General features: G+C 74.0%; 15 protein-coding genes. 5 read left to right on the top strand and 10 right to left on the bottom strand.

All coding sequences use genetic code 11. The annotated features are described in order from the left end of the window. The first annotated feature begins 60 nt into the window (after positions 1 to 60). Positions 61 to 3,999, top strand: coding sequence for a LamG-like jellyroll fold domain-containing protein (locus tag ABZ493_RS00180; protein ID WP_430580163.1), 3,939 nt, complete (start codon positions 61 to 63; stop codon positions 3,997 to 3,999). Positions 4,000 to 4,071: 72 nt separating this feature from the next. Here the strand turns inward: ABZ493_RS00180 and ABZ493_RS00175 are convergent, their stop codons facing one another. Then, positions 4,072 to 5,283 carry a beta-ketoacyl-[acyl-carrier-protein] synthase family protein gene (locus tag ABZ493_RS00175; protein WP_430580162.1) on the bottom strand — a complete coding sequence of 404 codons (1,212 nt, stop codon included), beginning with the start codon at positions 5,281 to 5,283 and terminating at the stop codon, positions 4,072 to 4,074. 162 nt (positions 5,284 to 5,445) lie between these two features. Between ABZ493_RS00175 and ABZ493_RS00170 the strand changes: the two genes are divergently transcribed. Further along, on the top strand, positions 5,446 to 6,939 hold the full coding sequence (locus ABZ493_RS00170) for an APC family permease (protein WP_430580161.1): 1,494 nt from the start codon (positions 5,446 to 5,448) through the stop codon (positions 6,937 to 6,939). 86 nt (positions 6,940 to 7,025) lie between these two features. On the opposite strand, the gene ABZ493_RS00165 is transcribed toward ABZ493_RS00170, so the two are convergent. The 5 genes from ABZ493_RS00165 to ABZ493_RS00145 form a co-directional block, all read right to left on the bottom strand. Then, positions 7,026 to 7,295, bottom strand: a complete 270-nt coding sequence (locus tag ABZ493_RS00165) for an HNH endonuclease signature motif containing protein (RefSeq protein WP_430580160.1) — start codon at positions 7,293 to 7,295, stop codon at positions 7,026 to 7,028. Next, entirely contained in the window at positions 7,250 to 8,524 is a 1,275-nt protein-coding gene (locus ABZ493_RS00160; RefSeq protein ID WP_430580159.1) for a DUF222 domain-containing protein, read from the bottom strand. The genes ABZ493_RS00165 and ABZ493_RS00160 overlap by 46 nt, the downstream gene beginning before the upstream one ends. Before the next feature lie 75 nt (positions 8,525 to 8,599). Further along, complete coding sequence (locus ABZ493_RS00155; RefSeq protein ID WP_430580158.1) at positions 8,600 to 9,124, bottom strand: O-acetyl-ADP-ribose deacetylase; 525 nt, start codon at positions 9,122 to 9,124, stop codon at positions 8,600 to 8,602. Between the two features lie 31 nt (positions 9,125 to 9,155). After that, on the bottom strand, positions 9,156 to 9,404 hold the full coding sequence (locus ABZ493_RS00150) for a PspC domain-containing protein (RefSeq protein ID WP_430580157.1): 249 nt from the start codon (positions 9,402 to 9,404) through the stop codon (positions 9,156 to 9,158). 104 nt (positions 9,405 to 9,508) lie between these two features. After that, the gene (locus ABZ493_RS00145; RefSeq protein WP_430580156.1) at positions 9,509 to 10,429 is read right to left on the bottom strand and encodes an aminoglycoside phosphotransferase family protein; all 921 of its coding nucleotides are present in this window, start codon (positions 10,427 to 10,429) and stop codon (positions 9,509 to 9,511) included. A 51-nt stretch (positions 10,430 to 10,480) separates the two neighbouring features. Here ABZ493_RS00145 and ABZ493_RS00140 point away from each other — a divergent pair, with 51 nt between their 5' ends. Next, positions 10,481 to 11,374, top strand: a complete 894-nt coding sequence (locus ABZ493_RS00140; RefSeq protein ID WP_430580155.1) for an endo alpha-1,4 polygalactosaminidase — start codon at positions 10,481 to 10,483, stop codon at positions 11,372 to 11,374. Here the strand turns inward: ABZ493_RS00140 and ABZ493_RS00135 are convergent. Together ABZ493_RS00135 and ABZ493_RS00130 are read right to left on the bottom strand one after the other, a co-directional pair. Beyond that, positions 11,359 to 11,949, bottom strand: a complete 591-nt coding sequence (locus tag ABZ493_RS00135; protein WP_430580154.1) for a YetF domain-containing protein — start codon at positions 11,947 to 11,949, stop codon at positions 11,359 to 11,361. The genes ABZ493_RS00140 and ABZ493_RS00135 overlap by 16 nt on opposite strands. After that, positions 11,949 to 12,446, bottom strand: a complete 498-nt coding sequence (locus tag ABZ493_RS00130) for a MarR family transcriptional regulator (RefSeq protein WP_430580153.1) — start codon at positions 12,444 to 12,446, stop codon at positions 11,949 to 11,951. The genes ABZ493_RS00135 and ABZ493_RS00130 overlap by 1 nt, the downstream gene beginning before the upstream one ends. A gap of 84 nt (positions 12,447 to 12,530) precedes the next feature. Here ABZ493_RS00130 and ABZ493_RS00125 point away from each other — a divergent pair, with 84 nt between their 5' ends. Then, positions 12,531 to 12,992, top strand: coding sequence for a cupin domain-containing protein (locus ABZ493_RS00125; RefSeq protein WP_430580152.1), 462 nt, complete (start codon positions 12,531 to 12,533; stop codon positions 12,990 to 12,992). A gap of 52 nt (positions 12,993 to 13,044) precedes the next feature. Continuing rightward, positions 13,045 to 13,482, top strand: a complete 438-nt coding sequence (locus ABZ493_RS00120; protein WP_430580151.1) for a DUF4267 domain-containing protein — start codon at positions 13,045 to 13,047, stop codon at positions 13,480 to 13,482. Here the strand turns inward: ABZ493_RS00120 and hrpA are convergent. Then, entirely contained in the window at positions 13,463 to 17,944 is a 4,482-nt protein-coding gene (gene hrpA, locus ABZ493_RS00115; RefSeq protein ID WP_430580150.1) for an ATP-dependent RNA helicase HrpA, read from the bottom strand. The two genes, ABZ493_RS00120 and hrpA, sit on opposite strands and share 20 nt — an antisense overlap. Positions 17,945 to 17,958: 14 nt before the next feature. Next, complete coding sequence (locus ABZ493_RS00110) at positions 17,959 to 18,549, bottom strand: VanZ family protein (protein ID WP_430580149.1); 591 nt, start codon at positions 18,547 to 18,549, stop codon at positions 17,959 to 17,961. Positions 18,550 to 18,593 lie beyond the last annotated feature (44 nt).

Genomic DNA, 18,593 nt, shown 5'->3' with positions numbered 1-18,593 from the left:
CCACCGTCTGACCCGACCCACCGCCGAGCAACACCAACCCCAGAAGGAAGGCACTCGACGATGAGCACGACACCTTCACGACGCACCCCGAGGAAGGCCCGGCGGCGCACGGCCGCCGCCCTCTCGACGGCCCTCGCCCTCGCCGGCACCTCGCTGGCAGTGGGCGTCCCGGCGTCGGCCGCGGAGCCGCCCGCCCCCGACCTGCACTGGACGATGGACGACGTCGACGGTGCCACCGTGCCCGACTCCTCGGGGAACGGGCTGGACGGCACGATCAGCGGGACCACGAGCGTGGTCGACGCCGAGGGCGGCACGCAGGCGCTGGAGCTGCCCGGCGGGTCGGGCGGCGGCTACGTGACCATCCCGCGCGGCGCTCTGGAGGGCGCCACCGACCTCACGGTGTCCGCCCGCGTGCGCTGGGACGGCGAGGGCGGGGCGTGGCAGCGGGTCTACGACCTCGGCAGCGACACCACCCGCTACCTGTTCACCACGCCGTCGAACGGCGACGGGAACCTGCGCACCGCCGTCACGACGAACGGCGGGGGCGGGGAGGCGACCGTGACGGGCCACGGTCCGCTCCAGGCCGGGGACTGGGTCACCCTCACCACCACGCTCGACACGTCGGCGGGGCGGGTGACGACGTACCTGGACGGCGTCGCCGTCGCGTCGTCGCCCACCTCGATCAGCGCCGGCCAGCTCCTGGCCGACGGCGCGACGTCCGCCGGGTTCCTCGGGAAGTCCTTCTACCCGGACCCCCTGTTCGACGGCGCGATCGACGACTTCCGCATCTACCGCAGCGCGCTCGCGCCCGACCAGGTGGCCGAGCTCGTGGGAGAGTCCCCGACCATGACCGCCCTGTCCACCGACACGTTCGAGGTCCGCACCATGGTGCAGGCCGCGCCCGACCTGCCTTCCGCCGTCCGCGCGACCTTCTCCGACGGCTACGACCGCGACGTGCCGATCGTCTGGGAGGACGTCGACCCGCAGCAGTACGCCCAGCCCGGCGAGTTCACGGTGTCGGGTGAAGCGGTGTCCGGCGACGCGGCGGGCATCCCCGTGACCGCGACCGTGACGGTGCACCGCGGCGAGCTGACCGTCGACCTGGGCTCGGACACCGGCGCGTTCAAGGGCGGCGCGTCCGGCCTGCTGTACGGGCTGTACGCGGACGGGATGCCCACGGACAACCTCGTCGAGGGCATGGGCGTGCGCTCGGTGGCGACCAAGGCGCAGGACGGGGCCCAGCACCCCGGGTCCGACGCGCTGGAGGTCACCCGGCAGCTCGCCGAGACGACCGACGGCGACGTCTACCTGCGGGTGACGGACTACTACCGCGGGTTCCCGTACCAGTGGCCGGGTGACACCCCGGACGAGAAGCTGGCCGACTACGCCCGCGTGCTCGACGGGCAGCTCGACATGATCGCCGACCTCGAGCCGGACGTCCGCGACAACCTGGTCATCGAGCCGTTCAACGAGCCCGAGGGCAACATGTTCGGCACCGGCGAGTGGAGCCTCGACGGCACCTCCTGGCTCGACGACCCGACCGCGTACTTCGCCGCCTGGGACACCACGTACCGCACCATCAAGGAGCGCTACCCCGACATGCGGGTCGCCGGGCCGGGCACCAGCGTGCTGTTCGACCAGATGCAGGGCTTCCTCGCGCACACCGTCGAGGCGGGCACCGTGCCCGACATCATCACCTGGCACGAGCTGTCGCACCCGGAGAAGATCCGCACGTCGGTCGCGACCTATCGGGGGTGGGAGGCCGAGGCGTTCGCCGGCACCGGGCACGAGGGCACCGAGCTGCCGATCAACGTCAACGAGTACGCCTTCAACTACCACACGTCCGTTCCCGGCCAGATGATCCAGTGGATGTCCGCCATCGAGGACTCGAAGGTCGACGCGATGATCGCCTTCTGGAACATCAACGGGAACCTGTCGGACTCCGCCGTGCAGTCGAACCGCGGCAACGGCCAGTGGTGGCTGTACAACGCCTACTCGCAGATGAGCGGGCACACCGTGGAGGTCACCCCGCCGTTCCCCGGCGAGAACTACACGCTGCAGGGCGTGTCGAGCCTCGACGAGGAGCGCCGCGTCTCGCGCACCATCGTGGGCGGGGCCGACGGCGCCGCGCCGGTCGACCTGGTGAACGTGCCGACGGACGTGTTCGGCGACGAGGTCCGCGTGACCGTCCGCGAGATCCCGTGGACCGGCCAGCTCGGCGACTCGACGCAGCCGCGCCACCTCGCGGAGACCACCGCGGAGGTCGTCGACGGGAAGGTCTCCGTGGCCTTCGACGGCGAGGGGCTGCCGCTGCTGCGGGAGGCGTCCGCGTACGAGATCGTCGTGACGCCCGCCGGCGTCGGCGGGTCGACGAGCGCCGCCCCCACGCTGTGGGACGGCAGCTACGAGGCCGAGGACGCCACCTACACCGGGTCCGGCTACTCGAAGAACGGGCCCGAAGGGTCGCCCGCGGACGTCGGCAAGTTCTACACGTCCGGCGGGTACGACGTCGGCGGCCTGCGCACCGGCTCCGACGGCGTGCTCGACTTCGAGGTGACCGTGCCGCAGGACGGCACCTACGACCTCTCCGTCTTCGCCAACAGCCTCAACACGTTCGACAGGGTGGCCGAGCAGGGGCCGACCAACGTGTTCGTGCGGGTCGACGGCGCGGCCGAGCAGGAGCTGTTCCTGCCGCTCGGCTACAAGTGGGTGGTCTGGGACCACGCCGACACGACCGTCGAGCTCACCGCCGGCACGCACACGATCTCCCTCGCCGCGCAGGGGCTGGACGGCGGCGCGACGCAGGGCGACGCCATCGTCGACCGCATCACCCTGGCACTGCCGAACCCCGACGCCGCGACCTCCGTCTACGAGGCGGAGCTCGCGACGCTCGACGGCGGCCGCACCGTGTTCGCCGCGAGCGACCTGCCCGACGGCGTCGCACCAGGCGACGTCTCCGGGGCCGGTGCGGTGGCGCTCGCCGAGGGCGAGAGCGCGACGTTCTGGGTCTACGGGCCGGCCGACGCCGAGGCGACCCTCGGCGCGGACCTGCTCGGCGCGGGCGCGGGCACGCTGGCAGTCAACGGCCACGACGTGCTCGACCTCGACGGGGCAGGCCAGGCGGCCGCGCACCTGCGCGGCGGGGTCAACAAGGTGGTCGTCACCGGCGGCGCCGGCGGGCTGGTCCTCGACCGGCTGACCGTCGCGGCGGGGACCGGGGCGCTCGCGGCCACCGCCTACCAGGCGGAGGACGCCGAGCTCGCGGGCGACGCCGCCGTCGTCGACCTGCCGCTGGCCGAGGGCGGGAAGGCCGTCTCCGGGATCGGCGGGGAGCCGGGCAACGGCAACACGCTGACGTTCCGGGTCACGGCCGACCAGGCGGGGCCGCACGCCGTCGTCGTGCGGTTCTCCAACCCGGAGCAGGTGGACGGGACGCACTACAACCCGAACCCGGTGGCCCGGCACGCCGACCTGATCGTCAACGGCGGCGAGCCGCAGCGCGAGATGTTCGTGCCGACGTTCCACGCGAACAACTTCTGGGAGCGCACCGTCGTCCTCGAGCTGGCGGAGGGCGAGAACACGGTGACGTGGCGCTCCGAGGAGGCGACCAACTGGGACGGGGAGTCGTACGCGTCCGAGACGTGGCCGGCGGACTACAACCTGGAGGCCGACGAGGCGCCGATCGTCGACCGGATCACCGTCTCGCCGCTCAGCGCCGCGCTCTCGTCGGCGACGAGCCCGGTCTCCGTCGAGGTCGCGGCACGGTGCCGCGGCGCCAAGCCGTTCGTCGAGGTCACGGTGACCAACGTGTCCGACGAGCGGACCGGCGTGACCGTCGCCGCGCTGGGCACGGAGCGGACGCGGGACGGCCTGCGGCCGGGGAAGTCCTGGACGCAGCCGTTCCCCGCGAGCGGCCGGGCCCTCGACGCGGGGGAGGTGACCGTGACCGCCGGCGGCGTCTCGACGACGCACGCCTACGACGCGGAGTCCTGCCGCTGACCGTCCGGCTCCGGTGACGTAGCGATCCCTCCCCGTCCTGCCGCAGGACGGGGAGGCATCGCTACGTCGGCCTCATTCCCGGGACAGCACCAGCGCGGAGCTGTGCCCACCGAAGCCGAACGCGTCGACGAGCGCGTGGCGCGCCGTCGTCGGACGAGGCGCGGTGACGACGTCGAGGTCGACCTCCGGGTCGAGCGAGTCGAGGTTGAGGGTGGGCGGCACGACGCCGTCGCGCAGCGCCAGCAGCGCCACCAGCGCGCCGAGGGCCCCGGACGCACCGAGCAGGTGGCCGGTCGACGCCTTCGTGGCGGTCACGGGAGGCGGGCTGTCGAGGGCGGCGCGCAGCGCGCGGGCCTCGGTCACGTCGCCCGCCGGGGTGGACGTCGCGTGGGCGTGCACCAGCCCGATGTCGCCGGGCTCGAGACCGGCGTCGTGCAGCGCGAGCGTGATGGTCCGGGCCTGGTTGTCCGGGTCGCCGCCGACGATGTCGTACGCGTCGGAGGTGAGGGACACGCCGTCGACGGAGCCCATGACGGTCGCGCCCCGGGCGCGGGCGTGCTCCTCGGACTCGAGCACGAGGAGCACGGCGCCCTCGCCCATGACGAAGCCGTCGCGTCCGGCGTCGAAGGGGCGCGAGGCGCGCAGGGGCTCGTCGTTGCGGGTCGACAGGGCGCGGACGCGGCCGAACCCGGTGAGGGACAGGGGCACGATGCTGGCCTCTGCCCCGCCGCAGACGACGACGTCGGCCGCCCCGGAGCGGATCAGGTCGCGGCCCTGCCCGATCGCCTCGACCCCCGCGGCGCACGCGCTCACCGGCGCGCGGGCCCCGGCCTTGGCTCCCAGGTCGAGGGACAGGTACGCGGCAGGCCCGTTCGCCATCGCCATGGTGATCGTGTACGGCGACACGCGGCGGTAACCGGCCGCCCCCAGCGTGTCCTGCATGGCGACGGTCGTGGCGATGCCGCCGTGCGCCGTGCCCACGGACACGCCGAGCCGGGTGGGGTCCACAACTCCCAGACCCGCCGACGCCCAGGCCTCGCGCCCCGCGACCAGCGTCAGCTGCTCCACCCGGTCACGGGCACGCCGCTCGGGCACGCTCAACCGTTCGGCGAAGGCGTCGTCCGCCCGCGCGGCGATGCGCACCGGCAGCGTGCCGGCCCACTCCTCCGTGATCGCGCCGGCCCCGCTCACACCCGCCTGGAGGGCCGACCACGTCTCGTCGACCGTGCCGCCGACAGGAGTGACCGCTCCCGCACCCGTGACCACCGTTCGTCGCACCCGCATGCTCCTCGTCAGTCCGGTTGCCCCCTGCACCCGCACCGTGCGAGACCTCGTTGCGGGCCCACTCTGCCCTGCCCGCCCGCGCGCCGCCCATGCAGGTCACGTCTCGGCGCGGTTCCATGAGGTGGTGCCAACGACGGTCCACCCAGGATCCAGGAGGTCGCGATGAGCCAGACGATCGACCAGGCCGACGGCGGTGCGGGCGGCACCGCCCCCGAACCGGGCCTCAAGCGGGTGATGGGCCGCAAGCTGCTGCTGCTCTTCATCGTCGGCGACATCCTCGGCACCGGCGTCTACGCCCTGACGGGGCAGGTGGCCGGCGAGGTGGGCGGGGCCGCCTGGGCCCCGTTCCTCATCGCGTTCCTGGTGGCGACGCTCACCGCCTTCTCCTACCTGGAGCTGGTGACCAAGTACCCCCAGGCCGCCGGAGCCGCGCTGTACACGCACAAGGCGTTCGGCATCCACTTCGTCACGTTCATCATCGCGTTCATGGTGATGTGCTCCGGCATCACCTCGGCGTCGACGGCGTCGAACGCGTTCGCCGGCTTCCTCAACGACGGCTTCGGCCTGGGGCTGGAGACCGGCGGCGCGGGCCTGCTGCTGATCGCGCTCGGGTTCATGACGCTGGTGGCGCTGGTGAACTTCCGCGGCGTCGGCGAGAGCGTCAAGGCGAACGTGGTGCTCACGCTCGTCGAGCTGTCCGGCCTGCTCATGGTGATCTTCGTGGGCCTGTGGGGCATGACTCAGGGGCGGGCCGACTTCTCCCGCGTGGTCGTCTTCGAGAGCGCCGACGACAAGAGCGTGTTCCTCGCGGTGACGGCGGCGACCACGCTCGCCTTCTTCGCGATGGTGGGCTTCGAGGACTCCGTGAACATGGCCGAGGAGTGTCGCGACCCCGTGAAGGACTTCCCGCGCACCATGCTCACGGGCCTGTCCATCACCGGGCTCATCTACGTGCTGGTCGCCATCACGGCCGTGGCGCTGGTGCCGGTGGGCGACCTGGCCGACGACGCGAAGGGGTCCGCCCTCACCCAGGTCGTGGCGGCCGGCGCGCCGGGACTGCCGTTCGACACGATCTTCCCGTTCATCGGGATGTTCGCCGTCGCGAACTCCGCGCTCATCAACATGCTCATGGCGTCGCGGCTGCTGTACGGGCTGGCGCACCAGGGCGTGCTGCCGCGCAGCTTCGGCAGGGTGCACCGCACCCGCAAGACGCCGTGGGTGTCGATCATCGTCACCACGCTCATCTCGTTCGGGCTCATCATCTACGTGGTCCGCGCCAGCGCGACCGAGGCCGGGTCGGACGCGATCAGCCTGCTGGGCGGGACGACGTCCCTGCTGCTGCTCACCGTGTTCGCGGTGGTGAACGTGGCGCTGCTGGTGCTGCGCCGCAAGCCCGTGCAGCACGAGCACTTCCGCACCAAGACGTGGATCGCCGTGCTCGGCGCCGTCACGTGCGCCTTCCTCGCCGGCCCGTGGGCGCGCAGCGAGGCGCAGCAGGAGCAGTACGTCATCGCCGGCGGGCTCATCGCCGTCGGCGTCGTGCTGTCGTTCATCACCTGGCTGTACAACCGCACCGTGAAGCACGAGCAGACCCACTTCGAGGACGTCGAGGATCTCGACGCCGACAAGCCGCAGGCGGGCTACCCGAAGCGCTGACGCGGCCTCGGCGCGCGCGTCGCGGCGACTGCAGCGCCCTCCCCGGAGCCGTCCGCGTGCACCGCCTCTCGTCCGCCGGCGCGCCGTCAGGGTTCCGGTACGCCACCGTCAGATGGTGCGGTCTCGGGGCTTTCGGAGGACGGATGGTCGGGCTCGAGACGATCGAGCATTCCGGGGCCGGCGGGATCTGCTGGTGGGTCGTGGTGCGTCCGCCCGGTCGGGGAGGTCCAGGTGACCACGCCGTCCGGACCGAGCGTGCTCCGCCAGACCGACTGGTGCTTGACCACGTGATGGTGGCGGCAGAGGTGGGTCAGGTTGTCCGCGACGGTGCGCCCGCCGTCGGACCAGGCGACCACGTGGTCGACGTCGCAGCGCGCGCCGCCGTGCGCGTGCAGCCCGGGAAGCGGCAGACGCCGTCGCGCGCGCGGAGGAAGTCGCGCAGCGCCGCGGGGACGGTGTACGTGCCGGGGTCGGTGGTGAGCACACGGCCGTCGACCGGGTCGACGAGCAACCGCCGCAGCGACGGGGCAGCGGCTGTGAGCGTGGACGCCGTCACCGCGTCCACCGGCCCGTGCCCGTCGAGGTCGGCCGCCGCGTCGGAGTCGCCCAGCAGCGACAGCACCGGCACCGTGACCCGCACGGTCGGGACGATGCGGCGCGTGATCCAGGCCGGGTCGGGCACGGAGTTCCGGTCGCCGGTCGGGAGATCGGTGACCTGCGGGCCGGTCGTGGTGGCGGTGTTCCGCGCGCCAACCGTGGTGTCGGTGTTCCGCGCGCCGGTGCTGGTGCCGTGGGTGTCGGTGGGGGTGTCCGCGCCGGCGAGGAGCAGGCCGCCGAGCGCGTCGGCGCGCAGCTGTGCCAGGGTGCGGCCGTCTGCGGCCTCCTGTGCGCGCCTGCCGCCCCTGGTGAGCCGGTCGAAGGCGGCGTGGGCGACGTGCGCGGGCAGGTGCGCGGTGAGCCAGGCCATGCCGTCGGCGCCGGGGTCGACGTAGACGGCCCGCGACTCCGTCGCGCGGCGATGCCGCTCGACGAACGGCTCCGGGTGGGCGACGTCCCGGGCGCGCCGCAGGTGTCGGCGCAGCTGGGGCACGGTGCAGGTGGTGGCGCGGGCCAGCACGGCGGCCTCGACCAGCGCACGCGCGCCGGGGTCCGGGAGGTCGGCCAGGGTGTCTGCGACGGCGGTGGCGTGCGCCAGCGTGAGGCGCCCGCGGCGCAGGGCGTCGAGGGTCGCGTGCCCGGGCGCCCCGGGCTCCACCACCAGGGTGCGCGCGGTGTCGAGCAGGTGGGCGGCCGCCTGCTCGGTGAGGTGCAGCGCGGTCGCGAGGTCGGCGGCGAAGGCGCGGCGGGCGAGCTCGCGGCGGCGTTCCGTGTCCGCGCGGCTCAGCGCGACGTCGTCGTGCGCCAGCAGCGCCGACTCCGCGCGCAGGGCGGTGACCCGGGCACGCTCGGTGGCGACGAGCCTGCGCGCCTCGAGCGCGTCGATCTGCTGCTGGAGCTCCACGACGTCGCCGATCGCCGCCGACACGTGCGCGAGCGGCGGCCCGGCCGGAGCGGGGTCGTGCGCGAGCATCGTCGAGTCGAACATGTGTTCGACCCTAGCGAGGTCGAACCGTCGCGACAAGGGTGTGGACGGCCGCCTGTGGACAACCGTCCGTGCAGGTCAGGACGTGACGAGCGCCGCCTCGAACGCCGCGAGGACCGGGCCGTTGAAGAGCACGAAGCGGACCTCGTCGATGGCGGACGGGTTGGCGTCGTCCCACGACCGCACGGCCTCCAGGGCGATCCGCGCGACGTCGTCGGGCGCCCAGCCGTACACGCCCGCGCTCACAGCGGGGAACGCGACGGTGCGGGCGCGGAGGTCGGCCGCGACGTCCAACGACCGGGTGAAGCAGGAGGCGAGCAGCGCGGGGTCGGTCTGGCCGGCGTGCCGGTTCGGGCCGACCGTGTGGATCACCCACGCGGCGGGCAGGTCGAAGCCGGGCGTCGCGACGGCGTCGCCCACCGGGAGGCCGTCGGGCAGGGGGCTGCGGCGCAGCTCGCGGCACGCCTCCAGCAGACGCGGGCCCGCGGCGGCATGGATGGCGCCGTCGACCCCGCCGCCGCCCAGCAGCGACGAGTTCGCGGCGTTGACGATGGCGTCCGTGGCGGCGGTGGTCAGGTCGCCGCGTTCGAGGGTGAGCTCCACGGTTCCTCCTCGTGGGGTCGCGGGCGCGAGGTCAGGCCGTGCGCAGGGCCTTGTCCTCGTCGGGCATGAGGATCCACAGCACGATGTAGGCGAGCACCTGCGGGCCGGGGATGAGGATCGACGCGACGGAGAGCACGCGGACCAGGCCGCGGCTCCAGCCGAGGTAGTCGGCGAGACCGGCGCAGACACCGCCGAGCACGCGGCCGTGCTTGGGGCGGAACAGCTTGCGCTTCGGGGTGGGGGCGGGCTGGACGTAGGGGGTCGAGGTCGGTGTGGTCATGCTTCGACGGTACGAGCGGCGCCACGCGTTCGGTATCGGGTGGTCCCCCCGTTCGACCCTGAGTACCTCGATCCTGAGGAACCCTGACCGGCTCGGGCTCGCGTTCACCTGGCGACGGCGGCCGCCACGCGCCGCTGCGACGCCCGGGCGAACGCGGGCCAGCGGTCCCAGTAGTACGGCAGCGCCATGATCCCCTGCACCAGCACCCACCCGCGCCCGCGCTCCCAGGCGCCGGCGTCGAGGTCTCCGCCCGCGCCCGCGCCGGCCGCCTCGCGGAACGCGTCGCGGTCGCGGCCGGAGAAGAGCCACCACGCGGGCGGGAGGTCGGCCGCCGGGTCGCCCACGCCGAGCGCGCCCCAGTCGATGACGGCGGTGAGCCGCCCGCCGTCGGCGAGCAGGTTGCCCGGCATGAGGTCGCCGTGCAGCCAGGTGCCGGGCACGGGATCGGTCGCCGCCTCCAGGGCGCGGTCCCACGCCTTGAGGACGGCGGGGCCGTCGACGCGGTCGCCGGACTCGGCGGTGGCGCGGCGGACGTCGTCGTCCAGGCGGGCGAGCGGGACGCCGCGACCGGTGCCGTCCTTGACCGGGCCGTCCGTCGGGTCGACGGCGCGCAGCGCGGCGACGAACGCGCCGAGGTCGGCGGCCGCGGCGCCGGGGTCCAGGTTCGGGGCGGCGGCAGGGTCGAGCGGGTCCGTCGTCGCCGCGCCGGGCAGCCACGGCACGACCGACCAGGGGAACGGGTAGCGGTCGTCGGCCTCGCCGACGGCGACGGGCGCTGGCACCGTCAGCGGCAGGTGCGGGGCCAGCCGGGGCAGCCATCGTGCGTCGGACGACGCCTGCTCGGTCGCCCACGCGACCTTCGGCATCCGGGCCACGAGCTCGTCGCCCAGCCGGAACAGCAGGTGGTCGGTGCCCGACTCCCGCACCGGCGTCACTGGCAGCGACCCCCACCGCGGGTGCTGCGCCGCGACCAGGCGGCGGACGTCGTCGGCGGTGACCTGGACCTCGTCGTCGTGCAGCGGCATGGGCCGACCGTAGGCGCGCCCGGGTCGCGGCGGCCAGGTGATACTCGGGCGGTGGCGCTCGGAACGGATCGGCGGACGACGGCGGTGCTCACGCCGGTCTGCGTGCTCGTGCTCGTGACGGCAGGGGCGTGCGCCCCGGGGCCGGCGTCGTCGTCGGCGTCCTCGGCCGCGCCGCCCGGGACGCCGTCGGAGGTCTCGCTGCCGCCCACGAGCGGCACCTTCGACTATCAGCTCGGCGGCGCGTACGACGAGGTGGACGGCGGGGACGGCCCGACGGCGATCGACGTCGTCGTTCGCGACGCGACGGCCGACCCGCTGCCCGACGCGTACAGCATCTGCTACGTCAACGGCTTCCAGACCCAGCCCGACCAGGCGGACCTGTGGGCGGACCGCGAGGAGCTGCTGCTGCACGACGCGGACGGCGACCTCGTCGTCGACCCGGACTGGCCGGACGAGCACGTGCTGGACCCGTCCACCGCCGACCAGCGCGCGGGGATCCTCGAGGTGCTCGGGCCGGTGGTGACGGGGTGCGCGGCGGACGGGTTCGACGCCGTCGAGCTCGACAACCTCGACACGTGGACGCGGTTCGACCAGATCGACGAGGCGGGCGCGTACGCGCTGGCCCGCGAGTACGTCGACCTGGCGCACGGCGCGGGGCTCGCCGTCGCGCAGAAGAACGCCGCCGAGATCACGCGGGTCGCGCACGACGAGCTCGGCTTCGACCTCGCCGTCACCGAGGAGTGCGCAGCGTGGGACGAGTGCGCCGCGTACACCGACGTCTACGGCGGCCGCGTGCTACAGGTCGAGTACCCCGACGCCCTCGACGACGCGGGCCTGACCTTCGACGACGTCTGCGCGCGCGACGACCGCGCCCCGCTCACGATCCTGCGCGACCGGGACCTCGTCGCCGTCGGCGAGGACGGACACGTCTACGACGCCTGCTGACCGGAGGTGTCGCTGATCGACGCCAGCAGGCGCTCCGGCACGTGATGGGCGCCCACCACCCCGCTCAGCAGCAGGGGGTCGATCGGCACGCCGGACCGCAGCACGCTGATCGCTCCCGTCGGCTCGAGCAGCGCGACCGCGACCTCGCCGTACGCGCGGACGCCGGCGAGCCGCAGCCGGGAGCGCAGCTCGTCGGCCGTGAGATGGGCGCGGCGGAGCTGCCGGGGGAGGATCTCGCCGTCGGCCATGAGGAGGACCGGCGGGGTGGCCACGGCTCGGGCTCCGGCCCGGCGCACACGGACCGCGCCCGTGGCGGCCTGCAGCACCACGAGGGTCGCGAGCGCGACCAGGCCGCCCCCGAGCACGGGGACCTCGCCGAGCGACGCCCGGCCGAGGATGGCGCCGAAGGCGATGACCGCGGCGAGGTCGTAGCTGGACATGGCGGACAGCATCCGCGGGCCGAGCACGCGCACCAGCAGCACCATCGCGCCGTACATGCCCGCGGTGCCGATGACGACGGCGAGCGCCTCGGTCGGGGTGAGCCAGAGCAGCTCGTGGAGCGGTGCGTGCGGCATCAGCTGTCGCCGAGGTGCGTGACGAGCTTGCGGGTGACGCGGTCGAGGTCGGCGCGGTCACGGCTGGTGAGCGGGGCGACGGCGTCGGTCTGCTCGGCGACGTGCTTCGTGACGGCCTCGTCCACCAGGCGCCTGCCCTCGGGGGTGAGCTCGACGTCGAGGCTGCGCCGGTCGTGGGCGCTCGGCACGCGGACGATCCAGCCGCGCTTCTCCAGCCGGTCGAGGCGACCGGTCATCGTGCCCGTGGTCATGAGGAGCGCCCGGGCGAGGGCGGTGGGGGAGAGTCGGTACGGCTCGCCCGCGCGGCGTAGCGCGAACATCACGTCGCCGTCGCCGCGGTTCACGCCGTAGCCCGCCGCGACTCCTTCGGTCCGGGCGTCCACGAGCGCGGCCGCGCGGGTCAGTCGGGCGAGGAGCGCCATCGTGTCGCGGTCGATGTCGGGTCGCTGGTCGGCCCACTGCTGGACCAGGGCGTCGATGCGGTCGTTGTCGTCCACCCCGCCACTTTAGCTTGCGCGCGAGTTACTTGCGGTCTACCTTCAACTCAAGTCACTCGTACACAAGTAACTTGAGGAGGAGTAATGACCACGCTGACGCTCAACGGGTCCGAGTCGCTGCAGGTGCTCGAGAGCACGGCCGACCGCTTCGAGGTCGAGGCGACGTACCAGCCGCGCGGCGAGCGGCCCCCGAAGCACGTGCACCCGCACCACGACGAGGAGTTCACGGTGCTCTCCGGCGGCATCCGGGTCGGGTTCGCCGACCACGAGCGCGACTACGCCGCGGGCGAGTCGTTCGTCGTCCCGCGCGGCACCGCGCACCACATGTGGAACCCGGGCGCGGAGCCGGCCGTGCTGCGCTGGCTCAGCACCCCCGCCGGTCGCGTCGAGGAGCTCTTCACCGCGATGGACCGGCTGCAGCGCGAGGGCCGGGCCGGGCTGGTCCCGCTCGCCGGCGTGCTGCACGCCTACCGCGACGTCATGCGGCCCACGTCGCCGATCACCCGCGCCGCCGTCCGAGTCCTCGGGCCGCTCGCTCGCCGCTGACCCGCTCCACCCGACCCCGCCGCACCCCACCCGCACCGACCTGGAGACCGCCATGTTCCGCAAGCACCTCGCCACCACGCTCACCGTGCTGCTCGCCGTCGGCATCGGCTACGTCGGGATCAGCTACCTGCTCTTCCCGGCGGCCACGGCGCCGCAGTTCGGCATGGCCGTCTGGCCCGAGGGCGACGCCGCGACGTTCCTCGCCACCAAGGGCGCCCGCGACCTCGCGTCCGGGCTGGTCCCGCTCGCGCTCCTGCTCACGGGGCAGCGCCGGGCGCTCGGGTGGGTGCTGACCCTCTGGGCGGTCGTCCCGCTCACGGACGCCGCGCTGATCCTCTCGACCGGCGGGTCGGTCGTCACCGCCCTCGCCGTGCACGGGCTGACCGCGCTCGCGCTGGTGGTCACCGGCGTCCTGCTGCTGACCGAGAAGCCGGTGCATGCCGCGGGCCGGTCCGACGACCGGCCGCTGGTCACCAGCCGCCGGGGCTGAGCACCTTGCGGATGCGCTTCTCGCTGACCGCGCCGTCCGTGCCGAGCTGCTGCGCGAACAGCGAGACGCGCAGCTCCTCGATCAGCCAGCGCACGTCGGCCAGCTCCGCCGCCCGGGCCGGGTCGGCGGGGCCGGCGGCGTATGCGGCGCGGGCCTTGTCGTACGCCTCGGTGACGTCGTGCACGCGCCAGGCGAGCTCGGCGTCGCGCGCCGGGTTGGTCTGCGCCTTCTCCAGCCGGTACGACGCCGCGCGCAGGTAGCGGACCAGGTGCGGCACGCGCCTCGGTGGCGTCGCGGACACGAAGCCGTCGTGGACGAGGCCCGCGACATGGTCGCGGATGTCCTGCACCGTGTTGAGCAGCGCGAGGGACGACGACGCGCGCACCTCGCCCTCGACCGTGCGCCAGGCGGCCAGCGCGGCGACGACGTGCCCGACGATCCGGTGCACCTCGTCCTCCAGGTGGCGGCGGACGAACTCGCGGGCCGCCGTGTACGACTCGGCGTCGCGGATCTGTACAGCGACCGGGCCGCCCGTCGGGGTGCCGGGCGCCTTCGCGGCGTCGGGGCTGGTCAGGGCGGTGACGGCGGCGAGCTGCAGGTCGGCGACCAGCGCCTCGGTGTTCCGGTACGGCGCCGCCGCGAGCGTCAGCGACTGCTTCGACGTCCACCGGGACGTGATGCGGCCCGTCTGCAGCGCCGTCTCCGCGAGCAGCAGGCGGCGCACCCCGCGCGCGTGCGCGGCGTCGCGACCGGACGCGTCGGCGAGCACGCGCAGCGCCACCGCCGGCGCGCGCTTCGCGTCCTCCTCCTCGACGAGCGCGGGGTACCCGCGCACCACCACCCCGCCGCCGAGGTCGGTCGACACGCTCTCGGGGAGCGCGCCGTCCGGCAGGCCGTCGGGCCACGTCGTGAGGGCCGTCCGCTCGGGGACGACGGCGCTCGTGCCGCCGGTCGCGGACGGCGCTGGCGCGGTGCGCGCGGGACGGCCGGGGGTCAGTGTCGCGACCGGAGCCGGCGCGCCGGCGTTCCGTCGCGCCTCCTCCAGCGCCAGGCCGACGGCGCCCTTCACGGCCGCGCGGACGGCGGCCTCGGCCTGCGCGGCGAGCCGCCTCTGGAGCGACAGCAGGTCCTTGGACTCGTCGAGCGGCGCGGCGGCGGGTCGGCGGGCCTTTCCCCTGCCGCGGCCCTTGCCCTTCGCCGCGCCCTTCGCCGTGTCCTTCGAGCCCGCGGGAGCGGCGTCCTCGACCCGGAACGTCATGCGCAGGTGGGCGGGCAGCCGCTCGACGCGCTCGGCGTCCCACACGTCGTCGGGGATGACGACGTCGCGCAGGGCGCGGACGGCGCGCGCGAACGCGACGTGGAACGGCTCGGCCATGTCGCCGGCGCGGGTCATGTCCTCCCACGACGGCGTGTTCGCGCGCAGCCAGCCGGCGACGGCGCGCCCGACGTCGGGCGCGGGCACGAGCTGCACGCGCACGGCCTTCGGCAGCGACTTGATGGTGGCGACGCACAGCTCGTCGAGCAGGCCGGGCACCATCCAGTCGAAGCCCTCGGGGGCGACCCGGTTGAGGATCGACAGCGGCACGTGCACGGTGACGCCGTCGGCGGCCGTGCCGGGCTGGAACTGGTACGTCAGCGGCAGCGTGACCTCGCCCTGCGTCCAGGTCTCCGGGAACTCGGACGTGTCCACGGCGTCGGCGTCGACCAGCTGGTCGAGCGTAAACGTCAGCAGGTCCGGCGTCTCGCGCTGCGCCGTGCGCCACCACCGGTCGAAGTGGGCGGCGCTGACGACGTCGTCGGGCACGCGCTCGTCGTAGAAGGCGAAGAGGTCGTCCTCGGAGGCGACGAGCCCGCGCTGCCGCGAGCGCGCCTCGAGCTCCTCCGCCTCGGCGAGCAGGCGCCGGTTCTCGGCGAAGAACTTGTGGTGCGTGGTCCACTGCCCCTCGACGAGGGCGTGCCGCACGAACATCTCGCGTGCGGCCTCGGGGTCCACCTTGGCGTAGAGCACGGGGCGGTCGGCGACGATCGGCACGCCGTACAGCAGCACCTTCTCCGTGGCCATGGCCGCGCCCTGCTTGGTGGACCAGTGCGGGTCGGAGTAGGTGTGCTTGGCGAGGGAGCCGGCCAGCTCCTCGGCCCACTCGGGCTTGATGCGGGCGACGTCGCGCGCCCACAGGCGGGACGTCTCGACGAGCTCGCCGGCCATGATCCACTCCGGCGGCTTCTTGCTCAGCGGCGAGCCGGGGAAGATCGCGAACCGGGCGCCGCGCGCGCCGACGTACTCGTTGCGGGCGCGCTTCGCGGCCTGCCGCAGCGCGCGGGCGCGGGCCTCGCCGCGCAGGTGCGCCACCGACGAGGCCTTGATCTCGCCGGTGTCCTGCATGCCGATCTGGCTGAGCAGCCCCGCCAGCAGCGACCGGTGGATGGTGTCGTCGTCCCAGGTGAGGCGGTAGTCGGGCTCGGCCTCGACCGGCTCGACCGACGACGATGTCCGGGGCTTGAACGACATGTCGATGCCGAGCGGCTTGGCCATCTCCCGCAGCTGGGCGACGACGTCCTGCCACTCGCGGATGCGCAGGAAGTTGAGGTACTCGGCCTTGCACATCCGGCGGAACGCGGACGAGCCCATCTCGTGCTGCTGGCCGCGCACGTACTCCCACAGGTTCAGCGTGGTGAGGAAGTCGGACGACTGGTCGGTGAACCGGGCGTGCAGCTGGTCGGCCTGCGCGCGGGACTCCGACGGGCGCTCGCGCGGGTCCTGGATGGACAGCAGGGCCGCGACGATCGCGACCTCGCGCGCGACGCCGCGCTTCGAGCCCTCGATGATCATGCGCGCCAGGCGCGGGTCCATCGGGAGCTGCGCGAGCGTGCGGCCGACGTCGGTGAGGCGCGTCGCGCCGTCCTTCGTCTCCAGCGCGCCGAGCTCGGTCAGCAGCTGCACGCCGTCGCGCACCGCCCGCGTGTCCGGGGGCTCGACGAACGGGAACCGCGCGACGTCGTCGGGCGTCGTCACGACGCCGACGCTGATCATCTGCAGCAGCACGGACGCGAGCGACGTGCGCAGGATCTCCGGCTCGGTGAACTCGGGCCGGCCCTCGAAGTCGTCCTGCGAGTAGAGCCGGATCGCGACGCCGTCGGCCACGCGGCCCGAGCGCCCGGAGCGCTGGTTGGCCGACGCCTGGCTGATCGGCTCGATCGGCAGCCGCTGCACCTTGGTCGCCTTCGAGTAGCGCGAGATGCGCGCCGTGCCCGGGTCGACGACGTAGTGGATGCCCGGCACCGTCAGCGACGTCTCCGCGACGTTCGTCGACAGCACGATCCGACGGCCCGGGTGCGACTGGAAGACGCGGTGCTGCTCGGCCGCGGACAGCCGCGAGTACAGCGGCAGGATCTCGACGTGGTCGGGGCGCTTGGCGTCCCGCACGCGGTCCTTGAGGTGGCCCTCCAGCGCGTCCGCGGCGTCGTGGATCTCCCGCTCGCCCGACAGGAACACGAGGATGTCGCCCGGGCCCTCGCGCATCAGCTCGTCGCAGGCCTCGACGATGCCCGTGACCAGGTCCTTCTCCTCGCCCTTGGCCTTCTTGGGCTGGTCCGGATCGCTGTCGGGCGAGAGCGGGCGCCAGCGGATCTCGACGGGGTAGGTGCGGCCGGTGACCTCGACGACGGGCGCGTGGTCCGGCAGGACGTCGACGACCGCCTCGGGCGCGCCCCCGATATCGGCGAGGTGCGACGGGGAGAAGTGCGCCGCGAACCGCTCGGAGTCGATGGTCGCCGAGGTGATGACAAGCTTGAGGTCCGGGCGGCGCGGCAGCAGCCGGGACAGGTAGCCGAGCAGGAAGTCGATGTTGAGCGACCGCTCGTGCGCCTCGTCGATGACGATCGTGTCGTAGGCGAGCAGGTCCGGGTCCCGCTGGATCTGGGCCAGCAGGATGCCGTCCGTCATCACCTTGACGAGGGTCTCCTCGCTCGAGGTGTCGGTGAACCGCACCTGATAGCCGACGACGCCGCCCAGCTCGGTGCCCAGCTCCTCCGCGACGCGCTCGGCGACGCTGCGCGCCGCGATCCGCCGCGGCTGGGTGTGCCCGATCTGGCCCTTCCGGCCGCGCCCGAGCTCCAGCAGGATCTTCGGGAGCTGCGTCGTCTTGCCCGAGCCCGTCTCGCCCGCGACGACGACGACCTGGTGGTCACGGATCGCGGCGGCGATGTCCTCCCGGCGCGCCGAGACCGGCAGCTGCTCGGGGTAGACGATCGGCGGCACCTCGACGGCGGCGCGCAGCGCGGCGGCCTTCTCGAGCTGCTCGCGGCTGACGCGGCGCGGGCCCGCCTGCCGGGGGCCGCGGCCCTGTCCGCGACCGCGCCCTCGTCCCCGCCCTCGGCCCCTACCCTGCCCCCGCTCCTGGGGACGACGCGCACCGCCGTCGTCCGACGACGACTGCGGTGCGGGGCTGGGCTCGGTGCTCACGACGTCCCATTCTCTCAACCTCGGCAAGGTGATTCGTGCCCGGCCGTCGCCCCGTCCTCACACCCGACCACGACGTCGCCCGGAGGCGGCCCGGTGAGGCGCACGGGCGAGGCGACGAACAGCCCCGCCGCGAGCAGGGCGAGCGCCGTCCCGGCGGCGCACCACCGCGTCACGACCGCGGCCGTCCAGGCCCGGAGCGACCGGCGCGCGAGGACGACGACGCCCAGCCCGGCGAGGCCGCCCGCGGTGTTCACGACGACGTCGGTGACGTCCGAGCTCCCGACGGCCAGCACGTACTGCGCGACCTCCAGCAGCGCGCTGGCGCCCGCGAGCGTTCCCGCCGCCCGCCACCACGGCCACGACGGCACGAGGAGCCCGAGGTAGACGCCGAAGGGCAGGAAGAGCACGAGGTTCAGCACGAGCTCGACAGGCTCGCTGGCGCCCGCGTGGGCGCTGGCCACGAAGGGCACGAGCTTGACGACGCGCTCGCCCGCCTCGCCGACCCGCGGGACGTCGAGCTTCCACAGCACGGTCCAGGCGAGGAGGGCGAGGTACACCGTGAACAGCAGGGGCAGGAGCCGCGGGCGGGCGGCGGGGACGGTCATCGCTCCAGCCCACACGTCGTCATGTTGCGGGAGCGTATGCGGAA

Origin of the sequence: Isoptericola sp. NPDC019482 (assembly GCF_040632295.1) — a bacterium.
Taxonomy (GTDB): Bacteria; Actinomycetota; Actinomycetes; order Actinomycetales; family Cellulomonadaceae; genus Isoptericola.
The sequence above is the reverse complement of the archived record's forward strand: the minus strand, read 5'-3'. Positions and strand labels throughout refer to the sequence as shown.